General features: G+C 43.9%; 22 protein-coding genes. 18 read left to right on the forward strand and 4 right to left on the reverse strand.

The annotated features are described in order from the left end of the window. The first annotated feature begins 54 nt into the window (after positions 1-54). Complete coding sequence (locus D8791_RS04590; protein ID WP_185760558.1) at positions 55-1,116, forward strand: ABC transporter permease; 1,062 nt, start codon at positions 55-57, stop codon at positions 1,114-1,116. Further along, positions 1,117-1,782, forward strand: a complete 666-nt coding sequence (locus tag D8791_RS04595) for an ABC transporter ATP-binding protein (RefSeq protein WP_125379646.1) — start codon at positions 1,117-1,119, stop codon at positions 1,780-1,782. Positions 1,783-1,890: 108 nt separating this feature from the next. Here D8791_RS04595 and D8791_RS04600 read toward each other — a convergent pair whose 3' ends face one another. The 3 genes from D8791_RS04600 to D8791_RS04610 all read right to left on the reverse strand — a co-directional run bounded on the left by D8791_RS04600 (position 1,891) and on the right by D8791_RS04610 (position 4,294). Then, complete coding sequence (locus tag D8791_RS04600; RefSeq protein WP_125446445.1) at positions 1,891-2,076, reverse strand: hypothetical protein; 186 nt, start codon at positions 2,074-2,076, stop codon at positions 1,891-1,893. 1 nt (position 2,077) lies between these two features. Next, on the reverse strand, positions 2,078-3,451 hold the full coding sequence (gene mnmE, locus D8791_RS04605; protein WP_125446446.1) for a tRNA uridine-5-carboxymethylaminomethyl(34) synthesis GTPase MnmE: 1,374 nt from the start codon (positions 3,449-3,451) through the stop codon (positions 2,078-2,080). A 219-nt stretch (positions 3,452-3,670) separates the two neighbouring features. Then, positions 3,671-4,294 (reverse strand): CD20-like domain-containing protein, encoded by a 624-nt coding sequence (locus tag D8791_RS04610; protein WP_125446447.1) that lies wholly within the window; start codon positions 4,292-4,294, stop codon positions 3,671-3,673. Between the two features lie 226 nt (positions 4,295-4,520). On the opposite strand from D8791_RS04610, the gene rpiA reads away from it, so the two are divergent. The 6 genes from rpiA (at position 4,521) to D8791_RS04645 (ending at position 9,827) form a co-directional block, all read left to right on the forward strand. Continuing rightward, on the forward strand, positions 4,521-5,198 hold the full coding sequence (gene rpiA, locus D8791_RS04615; RefSeq protein WP_125446448.1) for a ribose-5-phosphate isomerase RpiA: 678 nt from the start codon (positions 4,521-4,523) through the stop codon (positions 5,196-5,198). Positions 5,199-5,211: 13 nt separating this feature from the next. Further along, positions 5,212-6,423: a phosphopentomutase gene (locus tag D8791_RS04620; protein ID WP_048764634.1), complete on the forward strand. Its 1,212-nt coding sequence runs from the start codon at positions 5,212-5,214 to the stop codon at positions 6,421-6,423. Positions 6,424-6,448: 25 nt separating this feature from the next. Next, a complete protein-coding gene (locus D8791_RS04625) occupies positions 6,449-7,261 on the forward strand; it encodes a purine-nucleoside phosphorylase (protein WP_125446449.1) in 813 nt (270 codons plus the stop codon). Positions 7,262-7,616: 355 nt separating this feature from the next. Further along, positions 7,617-8,324 carry a purine-nucleoside phosphorylase gene (gene deoD / locus D8791_RS04635; RefSeq protein WP_015604594.1) on the forward strand — a complete coding sequence of 236 codons (708 nt, stop codon included), beginning with the start codon at positions 7,617-7,619 and terminating at the stop codon, positions 8,322-8,324. Between the two features lie 2 nt (positions 8,325-8,326). Next, complete coding sequence (locus tag D8791_RS04640; RefSeq protein ID WP_125446451.1) at positions 8,327-9,103, forward strand: Gbs1250 family HEPN protein; 777 nt, start codon at positions 8,327-8,329, stop codon at positions 9,101-9,103. Continuing rightward, positions 9,096-9,827 carry an NAD-dependent protein deacylase gene (locus D8791_RS04645; protein ID WP_048792245.1) on the forward strand — a complete coding sequence of 244 codons (732 nt, stop codon included), beginning with the start codon at positions 9,096-9,098 and terminating at the stop codon, positions 9,825-9,827. Before D8791_RS04640 ends, D8791_RS04645 begins: the two co-directional genes overlap by 8 nt. A gap of 48 nt (positions 9,828-9,875) precedes the next feature. On the opposite strand, the gene D8791_RS04650 is transcribed toward D8791_RS04645, so the two are convergent. After that, positions 9,876-10,784 carry a LysR family transcriptional regulator gene (locus tag D8791_RS04650; protein ID WP_002895403.1) on the reverse strand — a complete coding sequence of 303 codons (909 nt, stop codon included), beginning with the start codon at positions 10,782-10,784 and terminating at the stop codon, positions 9,876-9,878. 110 nt (positions 10,785-10,894) lie between these two features. On the opposite strand from D8791_RS04650, the gene D8791_RS04655 reads away from it, so the two are divergent. The 10 genes from D8791_RS04655 (at position 10,895) to D8791_RS04700 (ending at position 20,324) form a co-directional block, all read left to right on the forward strand. Beyond that, on the forward strand, positions 10,895-11,710 hold the full coding sequence (locus D8791_RS04655) for a hypothetical protein (RefSeq protein ID WP_125446452.1): 816 nt from the start codon (positions 10,895-10,897) through the stop codon (positions 11,708-11,710). A 145-nt stretch (positions 11,711-11,855) separates the two neighbouring features. Further along, entirely contained in the window at positions 11,856-12,701 is an 846-nt protein-coding gene (locus D8791_RS04660) for a hypothetical protein (protein ID WP_125446453.1), read from the forward strand. 27 nt (positions 12,702-12,728) lie between these two features. Next, positions 12,729-13,694 (forward strand): hypothetical protein, encoded by a 966-nt coding sequence (locus tag D8791_RS04665; protein WP_125446454.1) that lies wholly within the window; start codon positions 12,729-12,731, stop codon positions 13,692-13,694. A gap of 212 nt (positions 13,695-13,906) precedes the next feature. Further along, a complete protein-coding gene (locus D8791_RS04670; protein ID WP_125446455.1) occupies positions 13,907-14,713 on the forward strand; it encodes a dihydroorotate dehydrogenase electron transfer subunit in 807 nt (268 codons plus the stop codon). Positions 14,714-14,725: 12 nt separating this feature from the next. Further along, positions 14,726-15,664, forward strand: coding sequence for a dihydroorotate dehydrogenase (locus tag D8791_RS04675; RefSeq protein WP_125446456.1), 939 nt, complete (start codon positions 14,726-14,728; stop codon positions 15,662-15,664). A 203-nt stretch (positions 15,665-15,867) separates the two neighbouring features. After that, positions 15,868-16,560 carry an orotidine-5'-phosphate decarboxylase gene (gene pyrF, locus D8791_RS04680; protein WP_015604612.1) on the forward strand — a complete coding sequence of 231 codons (693 nt, stop codon included), beginning with the start codon at positions 15,868-15,870 and terminating at the stop codon, positions 16,558-16,560. A 47-nt stretch (positions 16,561-16,607) separates the two neighbouring features. Beyond that, positions 16,608-17,237, forward strand: a complete 630-nt coding sequence (gene pyrE, locus D8791_RS04685) for an orotate phosphoribosyltransferase (protein WP_005589648.1) — start codon at positions 16,608-16,610, stop codon at positions 17,235-17,237. 112 nt (positions 17,238-17,349) lie between these two features. Then, complete coding sequence (locus tag D8791_RS04690) at positions 17,350-18,882, forward strand: glycosyltransferase-like membrane protein (RefSeq protein WP_125446457.1); 1,533 nt, start codon at positions 17,350-17,352, stop codon at positions 18,880-18,882. 1 nt (position 18,883) lies between these two features. Beyond that, on the forward strand, positions 18,884-19,636 hold the full coding sequence (locus D8791_RS04695; protein ID WP_125446458.1) for a DUF4336 domain-containing protein: 753 nt from the start codon (positions 18,884-18,886) through the stop codon (positions 19,634-19,636). A 34-nt stretch (positions 19,637-19,670) separates the two neighbouring features. Further along, the gene (locus D8791_RS04700) at positions 19,671-20,324 is read left to right on the forward strand and encodes a uracil-DNA glycosylase (RefSeq protein WP_125446459.1); all 654 of its coding nucleotides are present in this window, start codon (positions 19,671-19,673) and stop codon (positions 20,322-20,324) included. Positions 20,325-20,327: the final 3 nt, after the last annotated feature.

Consider the following 20,327-nt stretch of genomic DNA (forward strand, 5'->3'; position numbering starts at 1 on the left):
CTAGCTTGCTTCTTTATGATATAATGATCTTTAATATCTCAAAGGAGGACAGCTTTGTTTTTAGCTTTTAAAGAGATTGTCTACAGCCGTGGACGCTATCGTTTAGTGGTTGCTGTGGTCTTTCTCATTACCTATATGGTTTTCTTTTTATCTAGTCTTTCCGTCGGTTTGGCTAGGCTCAATCGCTTGGCTCTGGACCAATGGCAGGCTGAGTCAATCGTCTTGTCAGAGTATGCCAATAAGAATCTGGTTGCGTCGACTCTCAAGGAAGAGGAGTATAGTAGCCTGCTTCAAGGGGACTCAATCGCAGCTTTGGGACAGACGGCAGCAGTGGCCAATTATGAAGATGGGACTGATAAACTCAATGCTCAGGTTTTCGGTCTTTCTTGGGATAGTTTTCTGGCACCAGATATTATTGAGGGACGTCCTGTTGAGAATGCTCATGAAGTCATTGCGGATAAGCGCCTGCAGCAAAAAGGTCTAAAACTAGGCGATCAGCTTCAGCTCAATGGCAGTGAGCGCCTCTATCAGGTTGTTGGTTTCACAGAGGATAATACCTTCTTTACGCAACCTGTAATTTTTATGGATCTAGATGATTTCAGGGAATTAAAGTACGGCTCTAGTCAGGTTAAGAATATCAGCGCACTTGTGGTCAAAGATAGTCAAAAAATTGAAGAAACAGGGCTCAGTCAGCTTTCTATGAGTGATTTTATAGAAAATATCCCTGGTTATCAGCCTCAGGTTCTGACTTTTTCCTTTATGATTGGGGCCATGGTTCTGATTACCTTTTTAGTATTGGGGATTTTCATGTACATTATCACCATTCAGAAGACTCAACTTTACGGTATTATGCGGGCCCAAGGGATTGCCAGTGGGAAGATTATTGCTTCTATTTTCTGGCAGATTTTCATCCTATCCACTCTGGGAATCAGCTTAGCTGTCTTGGCTCTATTGGGAACCCAGCTAGTCTTGCCGGCTTCTATGCCTTTTTACAGTGACTGGCGATCCTATGCTGGTTTAATTATCCTCATTATTTCCATGTCACTGGCTGGCGGACTTTTGTCCATTCATCGGGTTCTGAAAATTGACCCTATCACAGCGATTGGAGGTGAGTAAATGTCAATCATAGAACTAAAAGGGGTTACAAAAGAATATGGTCAGGGACATACGCTGGTTCAAGCCCTGAAACCAACTGATTTCCAACTGGAAGCGGGGCAATTTGTAGCTATTATTGGGCCATCAGGCTCGGGTAAAACAACTTTTCTGACCTTGCTCGGGCATTTGCAAACTCCCTCAAAAGGACAGATTCTGCTGCATGGGAAAGATACTTCCCAGCTCAAGGAAAAGGAACGTGCTGCTCTGCGTTTCAATGATTTCGGCTTTATTTTGCAGGCTTCCAATCTCATACCCTTTTTGAAAATCGAAGACCAGTTTCAGCTGATTGACCGCTTATCTAAAAAGGAAAGGACGGATCTAGACAGTCTGATTGAGCTGCTAGATCTAAAAGACACGCTTAAGCAGTATCCTAAAGAATTGTCCGGTGGGGAACGGCAGCGGGCTGCTATCGCCAGAGCGCTTTACAACAGCCCTGATATTATCTTGGCTGATGAGCCGACAGCTAGTCTGGATACAGAGCGGGCTAAGCGCGTGGTTCATCTGCTTAAAGAAGTGACCCAGAAATTCAACAAGAGCGTGGTCATGATTACCCATGATACTCGCCTACTGGACGAGGTTGACAAGGTCTATGAAATGCAAGACGGAGTGCTGACTCAAGTCCGATAAAGATGTACCCAAACAGAAAAATAGTTTGGGGCAAGGAGAGTGCCACGATTCATGATCAGGCAAATTCTCAGCTAGATTGAATAGACAAACGAAACACGGTTCTATTTTTCAAGAACCGTGTTTCGTTTTCTTCGTTTTTTGGTGATTTTCAGGATTTATTTTGGTAGTGCGGGCTTTGTGGAAAAGAACCTCCAACCAGCTACGTTGTTGGATGCGCTCTCTGATATGTCCGTGCTTTCGACTTTCTAGGTATTCGCCTAGATTTTTTGCTTTGATAAACTCTGTGATTCCCATATTATTTTCCTAGGCAGAATTGGCTGAAGAGCTGGGTGATGAGTTCGTCTGGTGCGGCGTCTCCAGTGATTTCACCAAGGATTTCCCAAGTACGAGTCAGATCGACTTGGAGGAGATCCACTGGCATGCCCATTTCCAGTCCCTGATTGACGGCTTGCAGGCTTTCGACAGCCTTTTCGATGAGAGAGATGTGGCGAGCATTGGACAGATAGGTGGCGTCTTGCTCGACAATGCCAGCATTTTCAAAGAAGAGCTGATTGATCCGATCCTCGATTTTATCGATATTTTGGTTGTGGAGGACAGAAATCTTGATAGCATCTGCCGGTAGCTGGTCTAGTTCAATCCTCTCTTCAAGGTCAGTCTTATTCAGCAGGACGATGCGATTGCTGTCTTGGCTGATTTCAAGCAATTGTTTGTCTTGGTCAGTTAGTTGCTCGCTGGCATTGAGAACCAAGAGAACCAAGTCAGCTTCCTGTAAGGCTTTTTTAGAGCGCTCAACGCCAATCTGCTCCACAAGATCATCCGTTTCCCGAATCCCTGCGGTATCGATGAGCTTGAGTGGTACGCCGTTAATATTGACATACTCCTCGATCACATCACGAGTGGTCCCCTCGATATCGGTCACAATGGCCTTGTCCTCGTGCAGAAGATTGTTGAGGAGGCTGGATTTACCAACATTAGGTCGACCGATGATAGCAGTGGAAATCCCTTCGCGAAGAATCTTACCGCGTCGCGCAGTTTTGAGAAGCTGTGTCAGAAGTTGCTCGAATTCAAGTGTTTTTTCACGAATGATTTCCGTCGTTGCTTCCTCAACATCGTCGTACTCAGGATAGTCGATGTTGACCTCGACCTGAGCCAGTGTGTTGAGGATTTCCTGACGGGTGCTATTGATAAGGTCGGAAAGAGAGCCGTCCAGCTGCTTGACAGCATTGTTCATGGCTTTATCTGTCTTGGCGCGGATGATGTCCATAACGGCCTCAGCCTGAGTCAAATCTACGCGCCCATTGAGAAAGGCCCGCTTGGTAAACTCGCCAGGCTCTGCCATTCTAGCCCCTTCTCGGATAGCCAGCTGTAGGATTTCATTAGTCACCGCAATCCCGCCGTGGGTGTTGATCTCGATGATATCCTCGCGGGTGAAAGTCTTGGGAGAGCGCATAGCGCCGACCATGACCTCATCCAGAATCTCCTGATTTTGAGGGTTAACGATATGGCCGTAGTTGAGTGTGTGGCTGGCTACTTTGCTTAAATCCTTGCCTTTAAAGATTTTTTTGGCAATAGCAAAGCTGTCCGTCCCGCTTAGTCTGACGATACCGATGGCTCCTTCCCCAAGAGGGGTCGAAATCGCAGCGATGGTATCAAATTCTCGTGTTATCATGTATATCCTTTCTGGAAATCTATTTTGCAAGTATCCGCCCAAAATTCGTCCAAAAAGTTTTTGAGATTTGTACATCATTTTGTCCTTGCTTTGCATTAATTAATAGGTATAATGGGAAAGTGGTAGTTAAATCCTTGTGTCTTAGTAAAATGCGACTGACGGCTAGAGTTCTTTCAAATATTGGTAGAAGATAAACAGCTGTTGGGTAGGAAATTTATTTTACTCTAAACCTGTTCCTATCTTGCTAGTCAGTAGGAAAGAACCGTCTTCATTTTTTGAAAAAGTTAGGATGACGGCTTGATATTTGCTTCCTCCTGGTAAGTAGGTGATGGTTTTTAATTCAGAGCCGCTGACAGTGGAAGTGGTTTCGTCAGTTGGTTTGCCGTGGTCCCGAATGACGTCGTCGTATTTTGTTCCGCCTGCACCTCTTTTCAAAATATCGCCCTCTTTGAGTGCATCAAATTCTGCTTTTGTCCATGTAAACTTCGTACTTTCTTCTTCTTCTTTTTCTTTTTCTATTTTTCTTTCTGACGAATCAAAATAGGAACTATAAGAGTTTGTCAGAGCATCAAGTCCTTTTCCCACTTCATTGAACATACGGGAATAGAATGATAGAGTGACCAGTGCGATGATTAAGGAGAAAAAGGAAATAACAGAGCCAATAATGGCCAAAGTTTTCGGTTTCTTTTGGTTAATAATGAGACCGATAATAGCAAGGATAAGAGCAATAGTACCGATAAAAAAAGATAGATAATTGATGATTGGTATCCAGGAGCCAAGTAAAGCGATTGCTCCAAAGACAATGGCTAAAATACCTAAAACTTTATTTTCTTGCTGCATCATAACAACCTCCTCAGATTTTCTATGGTTTACTACTTGAAATATGTATTTCTTTTAGTAATTTGCCTATCTTCATTGTAGCGTAAAATAGAACTAGGAGCAAGATTTTAAGGAGATTTTCGTGAAATGGAGCACTGTTAAAATGCGATGAACCGTTTAAAGAGCTGAAAACACTTTCAAATTTCAAAGAATTGTGATATACTAAACATAGTTGATTTGAGGAGGTGCTATGGAAACTCTAAAGAAACTAGCAGGCACTAAGGCTGCTGAATTTGTCGAAGACGGGATGGTGGTCGGTCTGGGAACAGGTTCGACTGCTTACTATTTTGTCGAGGAAATTGGTCGACGTATCAAAGAGGAAGGCTTGCAGATTACTGCAGTCACCACCTCTAGCGTGACTAGCAAGCAAGCAGAAGGCTTGGGCATTCCGCTGAAATCCATTGATGAAGTGGATCAGGTCGATGTGACCGTTGATGGAGCTGATGAAGTGGATCCTCAGTTCAACGGCATCAAAGGCGGAGGCGGGGCTCTGTTGATGGAGAAAGTTGTCGCGACACCTTCCAAGGACTACATCTGGGTGGTCGATGAGAGCAAATTGGTTCAAAAGCTAGGTGCTTTCAAGCTACCAGTCGAAGTAGTGCAATATGGTGCGGAGCAAGTTTTCCGTCGCTTTGCTCAAGCAGGCTACAAGCCAAGTTTCCGTGAAAAAAATGGCCAACGTTTTATCACGGATATGCAGAACTTCATTATTGATCTAGATCTAGGTGTAATCGAAAATCCCGTCGAATTTGGCCGAGAATTAGATCATATCGTGGGCGTTGTTGAGCACGGCCTTTTCACCAAAATGGTCAACAAGGTGATCGTCGCTGGTCAAGGTGGCGTAAACATTTTAGAAGCAAATAACTAGAAAAGAGGTTTTCATGTCAAAATTTAATCGTATTCACTTAGTTGTTATGGACTCAGTCGGCATTGGGGCAGCACCAGATGCTAACAATTTTGTTAATGCAGGGGTGCCAGATGGAGCTTCCGATACGCTGGGACATATTTCCAAAGCAGTCGGCCTAGACGTGCCAAATATGGCTAAGCTGGGCTTGGGCAATATCGAGCGTGAGCAAGCCTTGAAAACTGTACCAGCTGAGGAAAATCCAAGTGGTTACTATACTAAATTAGAAGAAGTTTCTTTAGGTAAAGACACGATGACAGGCCACTGGGAAATCATGGGTCTGAATATTACTGAGCCTTTTGATACTTTCTGGAATGGCTTCCCAGAGGAAATCTTGACTAAAATTGAAGAATTTTCTGGTCGCAAAGTTATTCGTGAGGCGAACAAACCTTATTCTGGCACGGCAGTTATTGACGACTTCGGGCCTCGTCAGATGGAAACTGGCGAATTGATTATCTATACTTCTGCAGATCCAGTTCTTCAAATTGCGGCCCACGAAGAAGTGATTCCTTTGGAAGAGCTCTATCGTATCTGTGAATTCGCCCGCTCTATTACCTTGGAACGCCCTGCGCTTCTAGGACGGATCATCGCTCGCCCTTATGTAGGTGAGCCAGGCAACTTCACTCGTACAGCCAATCGCCATGACTATGCAGTTTCTCCATTTGAACCAACTGTTTTGGACAAGCTCAATGAAGCCGGCATTGATACTTATTCAGTTGGTAAGATTAACGACATCTTCAACGGTGCTGGTATCAACCACGACATGGGTCACAACCAATCCAATAATCATGGAGTGGACAATCTAGTCAAGGCTATCCAGTCTGAGGACTTCAAGTACGGTTTCTCATTTACCAACTTGGTAGACTTTGATGCTCTTTATGGTCACCGTCGTGACCCGCATGGCTACCGTGATTGTCTGCAGGAGTTTGACGCTCGCTTGCCAGAAATCATTGAAAACATGCGTGAAGATGATTTGCTCATGATTACCGCTGACCATGGTAATGACCCGACCTATGCTGGAACTGACCACACTCGTGAGTACATTCCGCTCTTGGTCTTTGGTAAATCCCTCAAGGGGAATGGTCACTTGCCTGTCGGACATTTTGCGGACATTTCAGCAACCATCGCTGACAACTTCGGTGTGGATAAGGCCATGATTGGTGAAAGCTTCTTGGACAAATTGGTATAAGCATAGAGAGTGAGGGAAATATTTTATGACAACATTATCTGAGAAAATCAAAGCAACGGCAGCCTTCCTGAAAGAAAAAGGCATGACGGAACCTGAGTTTGGTCTGATTTTGGGATCTGGTTTGGGAGAGTTGGCTTCTGAAATTGAAAATGCCGTTAGTCTTGACTATGCGGACATTCCAAACTGGGGCCGCTCAACTGTCGTTGGGCATGCTGGTAAATTAGTCTATGGAGATTTGGCAGGGCGCAAAGTATTGGCACTGCAAGGTCGTTTCCATTTCTACGAAGGAAATCCTCTCGAAGTTGTCACTTTCCCGGTGCGCGTGATAAAGGCTCTTGGTGCGACAGGTGTTATTGTGACAAATGCTGCCGGTGGTATTGGATATGGTCCTGGTACGCTTATGGCGATTACTGACCACATCAATATGACGGGTCAAAATCCTTTGATTGGTGAAAACTTGGATGAATTTGGCCCACGTTTCCCTGATATGTCTAAATCTTACACTCCAGAATACCGTGCAACTGCTCATCAAGTCGCTGATAAGCTTGGTATTAAGCTGGATGATGGTGTCTATATCGGTGTTACCGGTCCAACTTACGAAACGCCAGCAGAAATCCGTGCTTATAAGACACTCGGAGCAGATGCAGTTGGCATGTCTACTGTTCCTGAAGTTATTGTGGCAGCCCACTCAGGCTTGAAAGTTCTCGGTATTTCATGTATTACTAACCATGCTGCTGGTTTCCAAGAAGAACTCAACCATGAGGAAGTTGTGGAAGTAACAGAACGTGTCAAAGGTGATTTCAAACGACTACTTAAAGCGATTCTTGCTGAATTGTAAGAAAATAAAACATTAAACGAAAGAAAGGTAGAGCGTGTGTTTTGATGTGAACACGAGCGGGAAACTTTTCTAAAAACACAGAAAGGAAGGGCGTCTGAGTTTAAATTGAACTCGGGCTAGAGGCTTTGTAAAAAAGATAAATCCTCCTAGATGCCTTGCATCTTTGTCGGATTTCCTATTTTTGCTTGGTTCTCTATCGCTATCCTGAATCTTAAAAAAAGAAAGGTAGAGCGTGTGTTCAAATTTGAACACGAGCGGAAAACTCGGAAAATAGATAATCTGACTGAGAAATCAGGATTTCTCGTCAGATTCCTAATTTTCAGTCGTTTTCTTGTCGCTCTTTGTATCATAAATTATGTCTATCCATATTGCTGCTAAACAAGGTGAGATTGCTGATAAAATTCTCTTGCCGGGTGATCCGCTTCGTGCTAAGTTTATTGCGGAAAATTTCCTAGAAGATGCCGTTTGCTTTAACGAAGTGCGGAACATGTTTGGCTACACTGGTACTTACAAGGGTCAGCGGGTTTCTGTTATGGGAACGGGCATGGGAATGCCGTCAATCTCTATCTATGCGCGTGAGTTGATTGTGGACTACGGTGTGAAAAAGCTGATTCGTGTGGGAACGGCTGGTTCCCTCAATGCAGATGTTCACGTTCGTGAATTGGTCTTGGCACAGGCTGCTGCGACCAACTCAAACATTATCCGCAATGACTGGCCTCAGTATGATTTTCCGCAAATTGCCAGCTTTGACCTGCTGGACAAGGCTTATCATATCGCCAAAGACTTGGGCATGACGACCCATGTCGGAAATGTCTTGTCGTCAGATGTTTTCTATTCCAACTATTTTGAGAAAAATATCGAGCTGGGTAAATGGGGCGTGAAAGCTGTTGAAATGGAAGCTGCAGCCCTTTACTATCTGGCTGCCCAGCACCAAGTAGATGCGCTAGCTATCATGACCATTTCTGATAGCTTGGTCAATCCTGACGAAGATACGACAGCAGAGGAACGCCAAAACACCTTCACCGATATGATGAAGGTTGGTTTGGAAACTTTGATTGATTAAGCATGAATCTAGATTTAAAAGAGGAAATTCTCTTTGCGATTTCCCGTTATGACTATGCTTATGCCTATAAACTGGCGCAACAGTTGATGAGCGGCTCACCAGTTTTGACAAAATTGTTGCATATTCTGGCAGAGCGAAGAGAGCTCAATATTCTGCCAGCCATGGATGAAGAGTTGAAGACTGCCTTGCAGACGCAAAGCGGTTTTCAGCTTTTTTGTCATACCGATTTGGCTGATGAACAGCTGGCTAACTATCTCTATGATTTGGAAGCCAAGCTGCGCAATGAGCAGATTATTGATTTCGTTCGAGCGGTTAGCCCAGCGATTTATCGGATTTTCATGCGCTTGATCAAGCTGGAAATTCCTGATATTGAGCACTTTATCCATAATTCTCGTGAAGCCAGCTATGACCGCTGGAAGTTTGAACGGATGCGGGAGTCGGATTATGCTGTCTTGCAGGTCTTTCATGCGGAAAGCACGGTCAATTCATCCAGTCTGACAGAGTTGATTTTGCATTTGGATCTGCCAGAGTCTGTCAAGGAAGAGGTCAGACAGTTGCGGGAATTGGAGAAGTCAGTCCGAAATCCGCTGGCTCATCTGATTAAGCCCTTTGATGAGGCAGAATTATATCGGACAACGGGCTTTTCATCCCAGCATTTTATGGAGATTTTGGTGGACTTGGCACGTTTCACAGGTATTGTCTACGATCGGGAACATTTTTATTTTGATGAGGCAAACCGCTTGGTTAGAGCTTTATTGATAGGAGAGGAAAATGGATAAAATACAGCAGTTGCAAGACATGATTGACCAAAGTCAGAATATCGTCTTTTTCGGCGGGGCGGGTGTCTCGACTGAGTCTAATATCCCTGACTTTCGCAGTTCGGATGGGATTTACAGTGTTAAGCTGGGGCGGCATTTTACGGCAGAGCAGCTGGTTTCGCATACTATGTTTGAGCGCTATCCGCAGGAGTTTTTCGACTTTTACAAGAAATACCTGCTCTATCCAGATGCCAAGCCCAATGCGGCTCACGCCTATCTGGCTCATCTGGAGAAGACCGGCAAGCTCAAGGCTGTAGTGACGCAAAATATTGATAGCCTGCACGAAATGGCTGGTTCAAAAAATGTCCTCAAGTTGCACGGCAGTGCGGATAGAAATTTCTGTCTAGATTGTCAGCGATTTTACGATTTGGAGGCATTTCTAGCTCTACCTGGAACGGTGCCCTACTGCCCTGACTGCGGCGGCATGATCAAGCCTGATGTGACCCTCTATGAAGAGTCTTTGGATATGGAGACTTTCCAGCAAGCTGCGCAGGCCATTCATCAAGCCGACCTGCTCATCATCGGGGGCACCTCCTTGGTGGTCTATCCCGCAGCCAGTCTCATCCAGTACTTTGCTGGCAAGCATCTGGTCGTTATCAACAAGACCAGCATTCCACAGGATAAGCAAGCTGACCTCGTCATCGAAGGCAAGATAGGGGAAGTTTTGGAGAAATTACGACAATAAAAAGAACACCTGATGTGAGCACTGGATGCTTGTTTCAGGTGTTTTACTTTATTTATCAAACTGTACTTCCTCAATCAAATACTCGATAAAGCGCTCGCCCATCTTGGACAGGCTAGCCTTTTCGTGCTGGATATAGACCAGCTCGATTGGGTCATCGATGTCCAAAGGGATGGAGACGATATTATCACCGTTGAGGTTGCTGTTGAGAATACCAGTCGCAATCGTGTAGCCATCCAGACCGATCAAAAGGTTAAAGAGGGTTGCGCGGTCGCTGACAACGATGGACTTTTTATGGTGCTCCTGTGAGAGAATTTCCTCAGAAAAGTAGAAGGAGTTGTGAGTACCTTGGTCGTAGCTGAGGTAGGGGAAGTTTTCTAAGTCAGATAATTGAACCAGCTTTTTCTTGGCCAGCGGATTGGACTTGCTGACAAAGATATGGGGCTGCGCTGTGAAGAGATGAGTGGCAATCAAGTGATTGTCATCCAGCATCTTGGATAGGACATCGCGGTTGTAGCTATTGAGAAAGAGGACGCCAATTTCGCTGCGGAAGTTTTTTACGTCGTCAATAATTTCCCAAGTCCGAGTTTCCCGCAGAAAGAGCTCGTATTTCTCCATATCGCTTTTTTTAAGCAGGGAGACAAAAGCGTTGACTACAAAAGCATAGTGCTGAGCAGACACGCTGAAAAGCTCGCGGTGGGCGACAGGGTTTTTGTATCGCTCCTCTAGAAGTTGCGTCTGCTCAACAACCTGCCGGGCATAAGAAAGAAACTCCATGCCGTCCTTGGTCAAGGTAATTCCTTTGGGATTGCGAATGAAAATCTCGATACCCATTTCATTTTCCAAATCCCGTACAGCGTTAGATAGGCTAGGCTGGGTAATGAAAAGCTGCTTGGCAGCTTCGTTCATGCTGCCAGTCTCGACGATTTTGATAATATAGTGTAACTGTTGAATTCTCATAGGACTATTTTATCACAAACTGGGGATTTTTTCCTGATAAATCAGAAGTTTAGAAAATGTTTGCTTGCTAAAGTTTCCTATGCTAAAATGAAGGAAATAAGGAGGGCGATATGGCCAAAAATGATGACTATAAAAATCGTTCGGTAGGACTACCCATTACTATTTTTATAGTATTTTTGACAATTTGCTTAATGATTCCACTTGGGAAGGTGATGATCATGTGGGGGCTTAAATCTGCTTATGAGGGACTTGGGCGAAGCAGCATGTCTTCATCTGTTCGTCAAAAGTCATCAGAGGAGCTTCTGTTAGAGGAGAAAGTTGTTGATAGAGAAAACTCTCGTTTTACATGGACAACTGCTGACATCATCAATCTGCAAATTAAGGAGACTGCAGCTGGTCAAAACGGAGCTTCTCTGGATCAAATCCTTGAAAAGCATGGCAAGGCTTCAAGCTTTTTTTATACTGAGAGCAATGGGAATATTGAATTAAACTATACAAGTGAGATTACTCAAGGCCATCATAGTAGTTTAAGGTTGACATTTGAAAAAGATGGAGCAGGCTATTATTTAATTAGAAAGAGCGCGAATATTCTTGATGAGGCCTATCCAAGGTTGCCTCAGGAAGATAGTCCCCATCTCTGGACAAAGGATGACATTACTGGTTTACAAGTTCGTGACGAGAGCACAGGCAATCCTGGTATGTCCTATGAAAAAATCATTCAATTATTTGGCCTACCTAGAGAATCAGAAGTGGTTATTTCTCACTTGGATGCGGCAGATAGTCAGCATATTGGCTTGGAACTCCAATACTTAACTTCAGATGAAAGATATAATAATGAATGGGTTCATTTAATCTTTCATCGTCAAGAAGATGGCTTCTTTCGGTTGACGACAGTTACTAGTCATATCGATAGAAGAGAAAGATAGGGAGACTGATGGTCTCCTTAGGTAACCAAAGCAAGCAGAAAAGACGGGGAATTTGTGCTTTCCTCTATATAAACAGACTGAGGTACATTTTGCAATCTCGATCTATTCATGATATGATGAGTTTTTAGACTGATAAGGAGCAGTGATGAAGAGACAAGAAGATTCGTTTGAAGATATTGCTTTCGAGTTAGAAAAGCAAACCTATAAATCTAAGTTTTTACCATTCATGGTAGTAGCTATTGTTGTATTTTCTGTCATTGGAACGGTTTTTTTGACACTTTCTCTGTCAGAAAAAAGCAAAGCTAAGCAGACGCCAACTCCGTCTAGCCAGATTAGTTCATCATCAAATAGTTTGGAAGATGAGAAAGCTGAAGCAGAACAATTGGCTAAAAGTCTTATTGTTTCTCCAGAAAAAAGCGGTCCCTTTCTTTGGACAGTTGAAAAGGCAGTCGCGCTTCCCATAAACAAATACAAGGGCGGAGCCGTCTTGGAAGATGTTTTAAAGGAATTTGGGAAACCAGTTCAAGGTGGGGCCTGGATTGATTTTTTGCCAAATCATAAAGTTCAAAAACATATTCGCCTTATCTGGAAATCGAAAAATGGTAGTATGGGCTATGTATCTTTAACCTTTGCTGAATTTGATGGTGTCTATAAGCTCATTTCAAAATACCATTTTAGCCTTTCAAGTGATAAAATTCAGGTGGATAACAATCCTAATAGATCCTTTTTATGGACGCAAGAATACATCGATAGTCTTGTTATTGGTGCTAGAGAAGGAACAGCTAAAGGTACACCATATGATGAGATTGTTTTAAAAGTCGGCTTACCTCTACATCAGACGATTTCTGGAGACGACAATCAACTGAAGATGCGGGTTGATTATGTTAATCCGCATTCTTGGCAAAATCCAGAACAATTGAAAAGAGTTCATTTAGAATTCTACAAGCAAGGAGATGGTAGATGGCGTTTGGTGTCTAAAGAAAGTGAGTAAACTAAATCGATAAGAAAGAGGAGGAAAATGAGGAGAAGTAGCAAGAAAAAGCGTGATCTTCATTCATTTAGAGAGATCAAAAGAGACCTTTATCGGCAACAAAAGCTAAAAAGGGAAGAGCTCAGCACGATGACGATGCAGGAGGAGAGAAAAAGAATTAGCTTGGCTTTTACCCTTCTTTGTTTGGCAATCTCTTTTGCTTTGTTCTTTGGCTTCTATTATTTATCGCAACAGGTTCCTAATAAAGCTGAACTGAAGTACAAATATGACGATAAATCCTCGTCAGTTCGTGGAGACAGCTCGGCTAGTCAGCAAGATGATGATGAATCAACATTGACCCAAGAACAAAAGGAGCTGAAACAGAAAATTGTTGAGGAAGATGAAGAGAAGTTTGCTTTTAATTGGACATTGGATAATTTTGTAGAGCTCAAGGTGGAAAATGGGGGGACTAATAGCCCAACTTTAGAAGAGGTCATTGCGAAATACGGTAAGGGTTCAGATGTGAGTTTTGGTACAAAAGGATTGACACTAACTTATAAGACAAGAATTATAGATGTTCCTAGATATGGCTCATCGGGACATCCTCAGGAAATCAATTTGGTTTTTTATGACCCTGATTCGAATGGCAAGAACTATTATTTGATAAGTAAAAGTGCAGTATATTTAGATGACAGTAACTATCCTTCAGCGACGAAAGACGAATTTGTCTTTAAGTGGAAGCCAGAAGATATGGAAACATTAAAAATAGGTGATAGCCAGTATGGCAAAGGTGGGATGACTTACCAAGAGGTTGTTGAGCGTTTTGGACTTCCTTCAGAACTTAATATTTATGGAAGTGGCATGAGCGGTAGCCCCTTATCACTACAGTCCAATTATAGAAACTTTCGAAATATAGAACGAAAATATGATTCAGTAACCTTGACTTTCAAGAGGCAGGAAGATGGCCGTTTTTATCTGGCAAATGCAAATAGTGAATTTGATAAGAGCTGGTAAGACTGTAATTCCTGAGAGAACATTTGAAAGTTCTAATGTTTTTTCTGTCTTGACAATCCTTATTGCTAACGATATAATGTTTACAATTTAACCTTTAATCAAGTCCAGTGAGGCTGCAAGGTAGGAAAAACGGTATAAGGGCAATTTGACTGCCTTGTTTTTTGCGAAACCTTGCTGCGGCGAGGTTTTTTCTTGTAGAAAGTGAGGTTGTCATGGTTAGTGACAGTTGTAAAAAGAGATTTGGCAAGATTATGCTGGAGCAGATGGAGCTGCTGGAGCAAGTAGAAATTGCGCCTCAGATTTTTTCGATGCGCCTGAAAGGCCAGATGGTGAGCCAGATGCAGGTCGGGCAATTCCTGCATATCCGAGTGCCAGATGATAGCAAGCTGCTGCGGCGTCCCATTTCCATATCGGAGATTGACCGAGAGCAACAGATATGCCGGATTATTTATCGGGTCGAAGGTGGCGGGACAGCTATTTTTTCTCAACTTCCAGTTGGGTCTTTTCTTGATGTTATGGGGCCTCAGGGAAATGGCTTTGATTTGTCTCCGGTAGAAAAGGGCGACAAGGTCTTGATTATCGGAGGTGGTATCGGTGTGCCTCCTCTTTTACAAACGGCGAAAGAACTCCATGCTAAGGGTGCCCATGTTACAGCAGTATTAGGCTTTGCCAATCAATCTGCGGTTATTTTGGAAGAAGAATTTCGTGAGTGTAGTCAGTTGTTTATCACTACAGATGATGGCAGTTACGGACGAAAAGGCTATGTATCAAGCATTGCCGATGAGCTGACTGAGGATTTTGCTGCGGTCTATTCTTGTGGGGCGCCCGGTATGCTCCAGTATGTGGATCGGAAATTTCACGATCATCCCCATGCCTATCTCTCAATGGAGTCTCGCATGGCTTGTGGCATGGGCGCTTGCTATGCCTGCGTCGTTCATGTAGCAGGTCAGGATGAAGCGGTCAATAAGCGGGTTTGCGAAGATGGACCAGTTTTTGAGACTGGGACCATCGTGCTTTAGGAGGATAAGGAAATGACTGAAAATCGTTTGAAAATTTCTCTGCCAGGATTAGAGCTGAAAAATCCAATCATTCCTGCTTCAGGCTGTTTTGGTTTTGGTCAAGAATATGCCAAATACTATGATTTGGATCTACTGGGCTCAATCATGATCAAGGCGACGACGCAACATCCCCGCTTTGGCAATCCGACGCCCCGTGTGGCTGAGACGCCAGCTGGCATGCTCAATGCTATCGGCCTCCAAAATCCAGGTGTTGATGCAGTTTTGGCTGAAAAACTTCCTTGGCTAGCTCAGCACTATCCAGACTTGCCAATTATTGCCAATGTGGCTGGTTTTTCCAATGAAGAATATGCTTATGTATCTGGAAAAATCTCCCAAGCTCCCAATGTCAAGGCCATTGAGCTCAATATTTCCTGCCCCAATGTGGATCATGGAAATGCGGGTCTTTTAATCGGGCAAGTCCCTGAGCTCGCCTATGAAGCTGTAAAAGCAGCAGTTGCTACATCTCAAGTCCCAGTCTATGTCAAATTGACCCCCAGCGTAGCAGATATTACCCAAGTGGCCAAGGCGGCAGAAGATGCGGGCGCGAGTGGCCTGACCATGATCAATACCTTGGTGGGAATGCGTTTCGATCTGAAAACGAAGCGGCCAATCATTGCCAATGGAACGGGTGGCATGTCTGGTCCAGCTGTCTTTCCCGTGGCGCTCAAGCTGATTCGTCAGGTTGCTCAGTTCACCAAACTGCCAATTATTGGCATGGGTGGAGTTGACTCGGCAGAGGCGGCGCTGGAGATGTTTATCGCCGGTGCGTCAGTTATCGGCGTTGGAACGGCGAATTTTACCGACCCGTATGCCTGTCCCAACATTATAGAAAACTTGCCGCAAGTCATGGATAAATACAGTATCGAAAGCCTAGAAAGCTTGAGAAAAGAAGTCAGAGAAAATTTACTTTAAGCTCGATTTTCTCTTGACAAACTTCCCAGTAAATTATAGAATGTTTAAGATAAAACCTTTAAAGAAGTCCAGAGAGGCTCTAAGGCGCATACGTTTAAAATGGCAGATTCTGCCACATTTTCGTGTAACCTTGCTCTCGGGCAAGGTTTTTTCTATGATTGTAATCATCTTTATAGTAAGTACAAAGCAAGGAGAAGAACTGCATGCGTGAAGAACGTCCTATTATCGCCCTAGACTTTCCATCTTTTGATGATGTCAAAAACTTTCTGGAGCATTTCCCTGAAGATGAAAAACTGTACGTCAAAATCGGCATGGAATTCTTTTATGCCATCGGTCCAGAAATTGTGCATTATCTGAAAGGCTTGGGACATAGTATTTTCCTAGATTTGAAATTGCACGACATCCCTAATACCGTGCGTTCCGCTATGTCTGTATTGGGAACATTTGGCATTGATATGGTGACAGTTCATGCAGCTGGCGGCGTTGAGATGATGCGGGAAGCTAAAAAGGTTCTCGGTGACAATGCTAAATTGGTAGCGGTGACCCAGTTGACTTCGACCAGTGAAGAAGACATGCGCGACTGCCAAAATATCCAAACAACCGTGCAAGAATCCGTTGTCAATTATGCCCGCAAGGCTAAGGAAGCTGGGCTGGATGGGGTTGTTTGCTCGGCCTTGGAAGTTGAGCTGATCAAGGAAGCTACGGCGGACGATTTTCTTTGCGTGACGCCGGGTATCCGGCCGGCAGGTGCTGAAATCGGTGACCAAAAGCGGGTCATGACACCGCAGGAAGCCCACCAGATTGGCAGTAATTATATTGTGGTTGGTCGTCCGATTATTCAAGCTGAAAATCCTTGGGATGCCTATCACGAAATTAAGAAACAGTGGAATAGCTAAGTAAGAATTTTAAATGAAACGAATAACAGATTTATAAGGAGTGAAAAATGACTTTAGCCAACGATATTGCACGCGACTTGTTGAAAATCAAAGCGGTTTACTTGAAACCAGAGGAGCCTTTTACTTGGGCTTCTGGGATTAAATCACCGATTTATACAGATAACCGAGTGACTTTGGCCTACCCAGAAACTCGGACTTTGATTGAAAATGGCTTTGTTGAAAAGATTCGTGCAGAATTTCCTGATGTGGAAGTGATTGCGGGAACGGCGACGGCGGGTATTCCTCACGGTGCTATCATCGCTGACAAGATGAATCTGCCTTTTGCTTATATCCGTAGCAAACCAAAAGATCACGGAGCGGGCAATCAGATTGAAGGTCGAGTGGCTCCTGGTCAAAAGATGGTTGTGATTGAAGATTTGATTTCCACTGGCGGCTCTGTTTTGGATGCTATTGCGGCAGCTAAGCGTGAAGGAGCAGATGTAATCGGTGCTGCAGCAATCTTCACCTACGAATTGCCAAAGGCAGATAAGAACTTTGCGGATGCAGGCGTGAAGTTGGTGACCTTGTCTAACTACACAGAGCTTATCCACCTGGCTGAGCAAGAAGGCTATATCAATGCAGAAGGATTGACTTTGCTGAAGAAGTTTAAAGACGATCAAGAAAACTGGCAAAATTAAGAAGGTACGAGGAGGCGGGACTAGCATGTTCCTGTCTCCTTTTTAGGATTTACTTGGCCTCTGCCCACTTTTTAAAATAGCAAAAAGTGCCTGATTTTGTTATAATAAAGCCATGTCTAAGATTTATCATATCACTTTTTTGATTCTGCAAAAAATCATGCTGGTATTGAGTCTTCATTGGCTGTTTACAGCTATTTTTCATGTGTCGCAGTTAAGTAGCTTGGCTCTGATTTTGTTTGGAGTCTTGGCAATCCTAGCGAATCGCTATCGGTTTCAGCTTAAAAAGTCTTATCATTTTCTCATGAGGCACAAGCTTGCCATTGCTTTAGCAGCTCTCCTTTTTCAGCTCATCATGCTCTTATCGGCTGAGCTTTTGATTAGACGGGACGCAGCGGTGGTTTTCACAGGGGCTTTCAAGTACCTGAAGGAGTCCTCTATTTCCAGCTACCTGACGCGCAATCCCAATAATCTGTCCCTCTTTCTCTATGAGCGTTTCTTCTTTAATCTCTTTGGCGAAGCAGCTCTTTGGATTATGCAGGGCCTCAATCTTTTTTACGCCAATATTGCGACTTGGATCCTCTACAAAGGCTGTCAGCGATACTTTTCGCAGGCTACAGCAGATGCGGTTTTTAGCCTTTATGTAGCCTTGGTCGGATTTTCGCCTTACTACATGTCCATGTACACAGACATTCCCCCCTTGCCTTTGATTAGTTTGCAGATTTTTCTGGCTCTGAGTCTGTTGGAAAATAAGGGGAATAGTCGCCAAATCATTTCTAGAAGCCTTTTATTAGGGATTCTGACCAGTCTTGCTTTTTTGATTCGTCCGACAGTGATGATTCTGCTGATTTCTGTTTTTGGAGTTTTGTTTTTGAGACAAAACTGGAAAAAATTTTTCTTGACTGCGGCGGTCTTTGCTCTAAGCTTTTCAGCAGGCTATCTTCCGCTTCATTATGGCCTAGCCCACCAGACAGAAGTGACGATTATCCAAGGCCAAGGACTGGCCAAAGGGCCACTGCTTTTCATCAATCTGGGGCTAACCAATATCGGTCACGACCAGGAGGACATGAAGGAAGGGCTGTTGCAATACGTTGAGCCTGACAAGCGAGCTGACTACAATAACGGCATGTTTGCCAAGGAAAATGTCATCAAAGAAATCAAACGCCGCTTGAAAGAATACACTCCTCTGACCTTTCTACAGCACCTGTATTATAAACACTCTTTGACAGTTGCTGAAGGAAACTTGGGTTGGCTCTATCGCAGTGTTGAAAATGAAAAAACACCTTATATTTCACCGCTTTATGAGTTCACAAAAGACAATGCATTCGCCCAGTTTATCCGTGATTTCTTCCTCAATTCTGATAAGGACAGTTTTCGATTTTATTCGCTGATCAAGCAGGCAGTTTGGATTGTCATGGCTTTGGGGCTGGTCTTTGCTCTTTGGAAATATCGACCAAACGATTCCTTGAATTTCTTGATCTTGGCAGTTTTCGGTGGCCTCCTCTTTCTGCAGATTTTCGAAGGAGGAAAGACCCGTTATCTGATTCAGTTTTTGCCACAGATTTTGATTCTGTCAGCTGTGGGTTTGACTCAGTATCCTCAAGGTTTAGACAACATTCGCTTTTGGAGTAGAAAGAAGAGTCGTTAAGATGAAAAAACCTGTACCTATCTACGAACCGCTTTATAGCTTGAAACCTATCGCTGAGAATATCTGGATTGTCGACGGTGATTTGATTGAGATGGATGCAGTGGTGACAAAGTTGCCCTTTTCTACCCGCATGACTGTCATCAAGTTAGCAAATGGTCATCTCTGGTGTCATTCACCAATCCAGCCAAATCAAGCCTTGTTTGACCAGTTGGACGCCTTGGGACCAGTTTCGCATCTTGTTTCTCCAAATAAGATTCACTATGCCTATATAGCTGACTGGAAGAAGCATTATCCTAAGGCAATTGCTTGGTCTAGCCCAGGAGTTGAGGGGAGAGCGGCCAAGCAGAAAATCCCAGTCTCTTTTGATGAAAAGCTGACGAATGAGGTTCCTGAAGCTTGGGCAGGTCAGATAGATCAGTTAGTTTTCAAGGGAAGTACTTATATTGAGGAAGTTGTCTTTTTTCATAAGGACAGTCAAACCTTGATCTTGACAGATTTGATTGAGAATTTTGAAACAGAGCGTTTTCCGAGTTCGCTTCGCAGCAAGGTTTATAAATTGGTTCGTGTTGCAGCTCCGGATGGCCAGACACCTATTGACTACCGTATGACCTTTATCGGTCATCAAAAAGAAGCCAAGGACTGTCTAGAGAAGATGTTAGCATGGAAACCAGAAAAAATTATTCTGGCTCACGGTCGCTGTTTTCTGGAAAATGGAGTAGCAGAACTCAGAAGAGCACTAAGGTGGATTCGATAAAATATCCAATTGTAGGAAATGAGAGGAGACATGTATGCAGCATTCAGCTTGGCACGCTTTGATTAAGGAGCAGTTGCCGGAAGGTTATTTTGCAAAAATCAATCATTTTTTAGATGAGGTGTATGCTTCAGGGACCATTTATCCACCACGGGAAAAGGTGTTTAATGCAATTCAGACGACAGATTTAGCGGATGTTAAGGTGGTTATTTTGGGGCAGGATCCCTACCACGGACCGAGACAGGCACAGGGCTTGAGTTTTTCTGTACCTGATGACATTCCAGCTCCGCCTTCTTTGCAGAATATTCTCAAAGAACTGGCTGATGATATCGGCGTGAAAGAGTCGCACGATTTGACGTCATGGGCTCAGCAAGGTGTTCTCTTGCTCAATGCCGGTCTGACAGTGCCTGCTGGCCAAGCCAATGCGCATGCTGGCTTAATTTGGGAGCCTTTTACAGATGCTATTATCAAGGTCGTCAATGAGAAGACTGATCCAGTTGTCTTTATCCTCTGGGGATCTTACGCCCGCAAGAAAAAAGCCTTGATAAGCAATTCGCAACATTTGATTATCGAGTCGGCTCACCCAAGTCCGCTGTCTGCCTACCGTGGCTTCTTTGGCAGCAAACCCTTTTCACGGACCAATGATTTCTTGGTGACTAAGGGCTTGGAACCAATCGATTGGTTAGCATAGGAG

Origin of the sequence: Streptococcus cristatus (assembly GCF_003943515.1) — a bacterium.
In the GTDB taxonomy this organism is placed as follows: domain Bacteria; phylum Bacillota; class Bacilli; order Lactobacillales; family Streptococcaceae; genus Streptococcus; species Streptococcus cristatus_D.

Coding starts and splice junctions, on each gene's coding strand:
- D8791_RS04595 (WP_125379646.1), top strand. CDS start 1,117: ATGTCAATCATAGAACTAAAAGGGGTTACAAAAGAATATGGTCAGGGA.
- D8791_RS04600 (WP_125446445.1), bottom strand. CDS start 2,076: ATGGGAATCACAGAGTTTATCAAAGCAAAAAATCTAGGCGAATACCTA.
- mnmE (WP_125446446.1), bottom strand. CDS start 3,451: ATGATAACACGAGAATTTGATACCATCGCTGCGATTTCGACCCCTCTT.
- D8791_RS04610 (WP_125446447.1), bottom strand. CDS start 4,294: ATGATGCAGCAAGAAAATAAAGTTTTAGGTATTTTAGCCATTGTCTTT.
- rpiA (WP_125446448.1), top strand. CDS start 4,521: ATGGAAACTCTAAAGAAACTAGCAGGCACTAAGGCTGCTGAATTTGTC.
- D8791_RS04620 (WP_048764634.1), top strand. CDS start 5,212: ATGTCAAAATTTAATCGTATTCACTTAGTTGTTATGGACTCAGTCGGC.
- D8791_RS04625 (WP_125446449.1), top strand. CDS start 6,449: ATGACAACATTATCTGAGAAAATCAAAGCAACGGCAGCCTTCCTGAAA.
- deoD (WP_015604594.1), top strand. CDS start 7,617: ATGTCTATCCATATTGCTGCTAAACAAGGTGAGATTGCTGATAAAATT.
- D8791_RS04640 (WP_125446451.1), top strand. CDS start 8,327: ATGAATCTAGATTTAAAAGAGGAAATTCTCTTTGCGATTTCCCGTTAT.
- D8791_RS04645 (WP_048792245.1), top strand. CDS start 9,096: ATGGATAAAATACAGCAGTTGCAAGACATGATTGACCAAAGTCAGAAT.
- D8791_RS04650 (WP_002895403.1), bottom strand. CDS start 10,784: ATGAGAATTCAACAGTTACACTATATTATCAAAATCGTCGAGACTGGC.
- D8791_RS04655 (WP_125446452.1), top strand. CDS start 10,895: ATGGCCAAAAATGATGACTATAAAAATCGTTCGGTAGGACTACCCATT.
- D8791_RS04660 (WP_125446453.1), top strand. CDS start 11,856: ATGAAGAGACAAGAAGATTCGTTTGAAGATATTGCTTTCGAGTTAGAA.
- D8791_RS04665 (WP_125446454.1), top strand. CDS start 12,729: ATGAGGAGAAGTAGCAAGAAAAAGCGTGATCTTCATTCATTTAGAGAG.
- D8791_RS04670 (WP_125446455.1), top strand. CDS start 13,907: ATGGTTAGTGACAGTTGTAAAAAGAGATTTGGCAAGATTATGCTGGAG.
- D8791_RS04675 (WP_125446456.1), top strand. CDS start 14,726: ATGACTGAAAATCGTTTGAAAATTTCTCTGCCAGGATTAGAGCTGAAA.
- pyrF (WP_015604612.1), top strand. CDS start 15,868: ATGCGTGAAGAACGTCCTATTATCGCCCTAGACTTTCCATCTTTTGAT.
- pyrE (WP_005589648.1), top strand. CDS start 16,608: ATGACTTTAGCCAACGATATTGCACGCGACTTGTTGAAAATCAAAGCG.
- D8791_RS04690 (WP_125446457.1), top strand. CDS start 17,350: ATGTCTAAGATTTATCATATCACTTTTTTGATTCTGCAAAAAATCATG.
- D8791_RS04695 (WP_125446458.1), top strand. CDS start 18,884: ATGAAAAAACCTGTACCTATCTACGAACCGCTTTATAGCTTGAAACCT.
- D8791_RS04700 (WP_125446459.1), top strand. CDS start 19,671: ATGCAGCATTCAGCTTGGCACGCTTTGATTAAGGAGCAGTTGCCGGAA.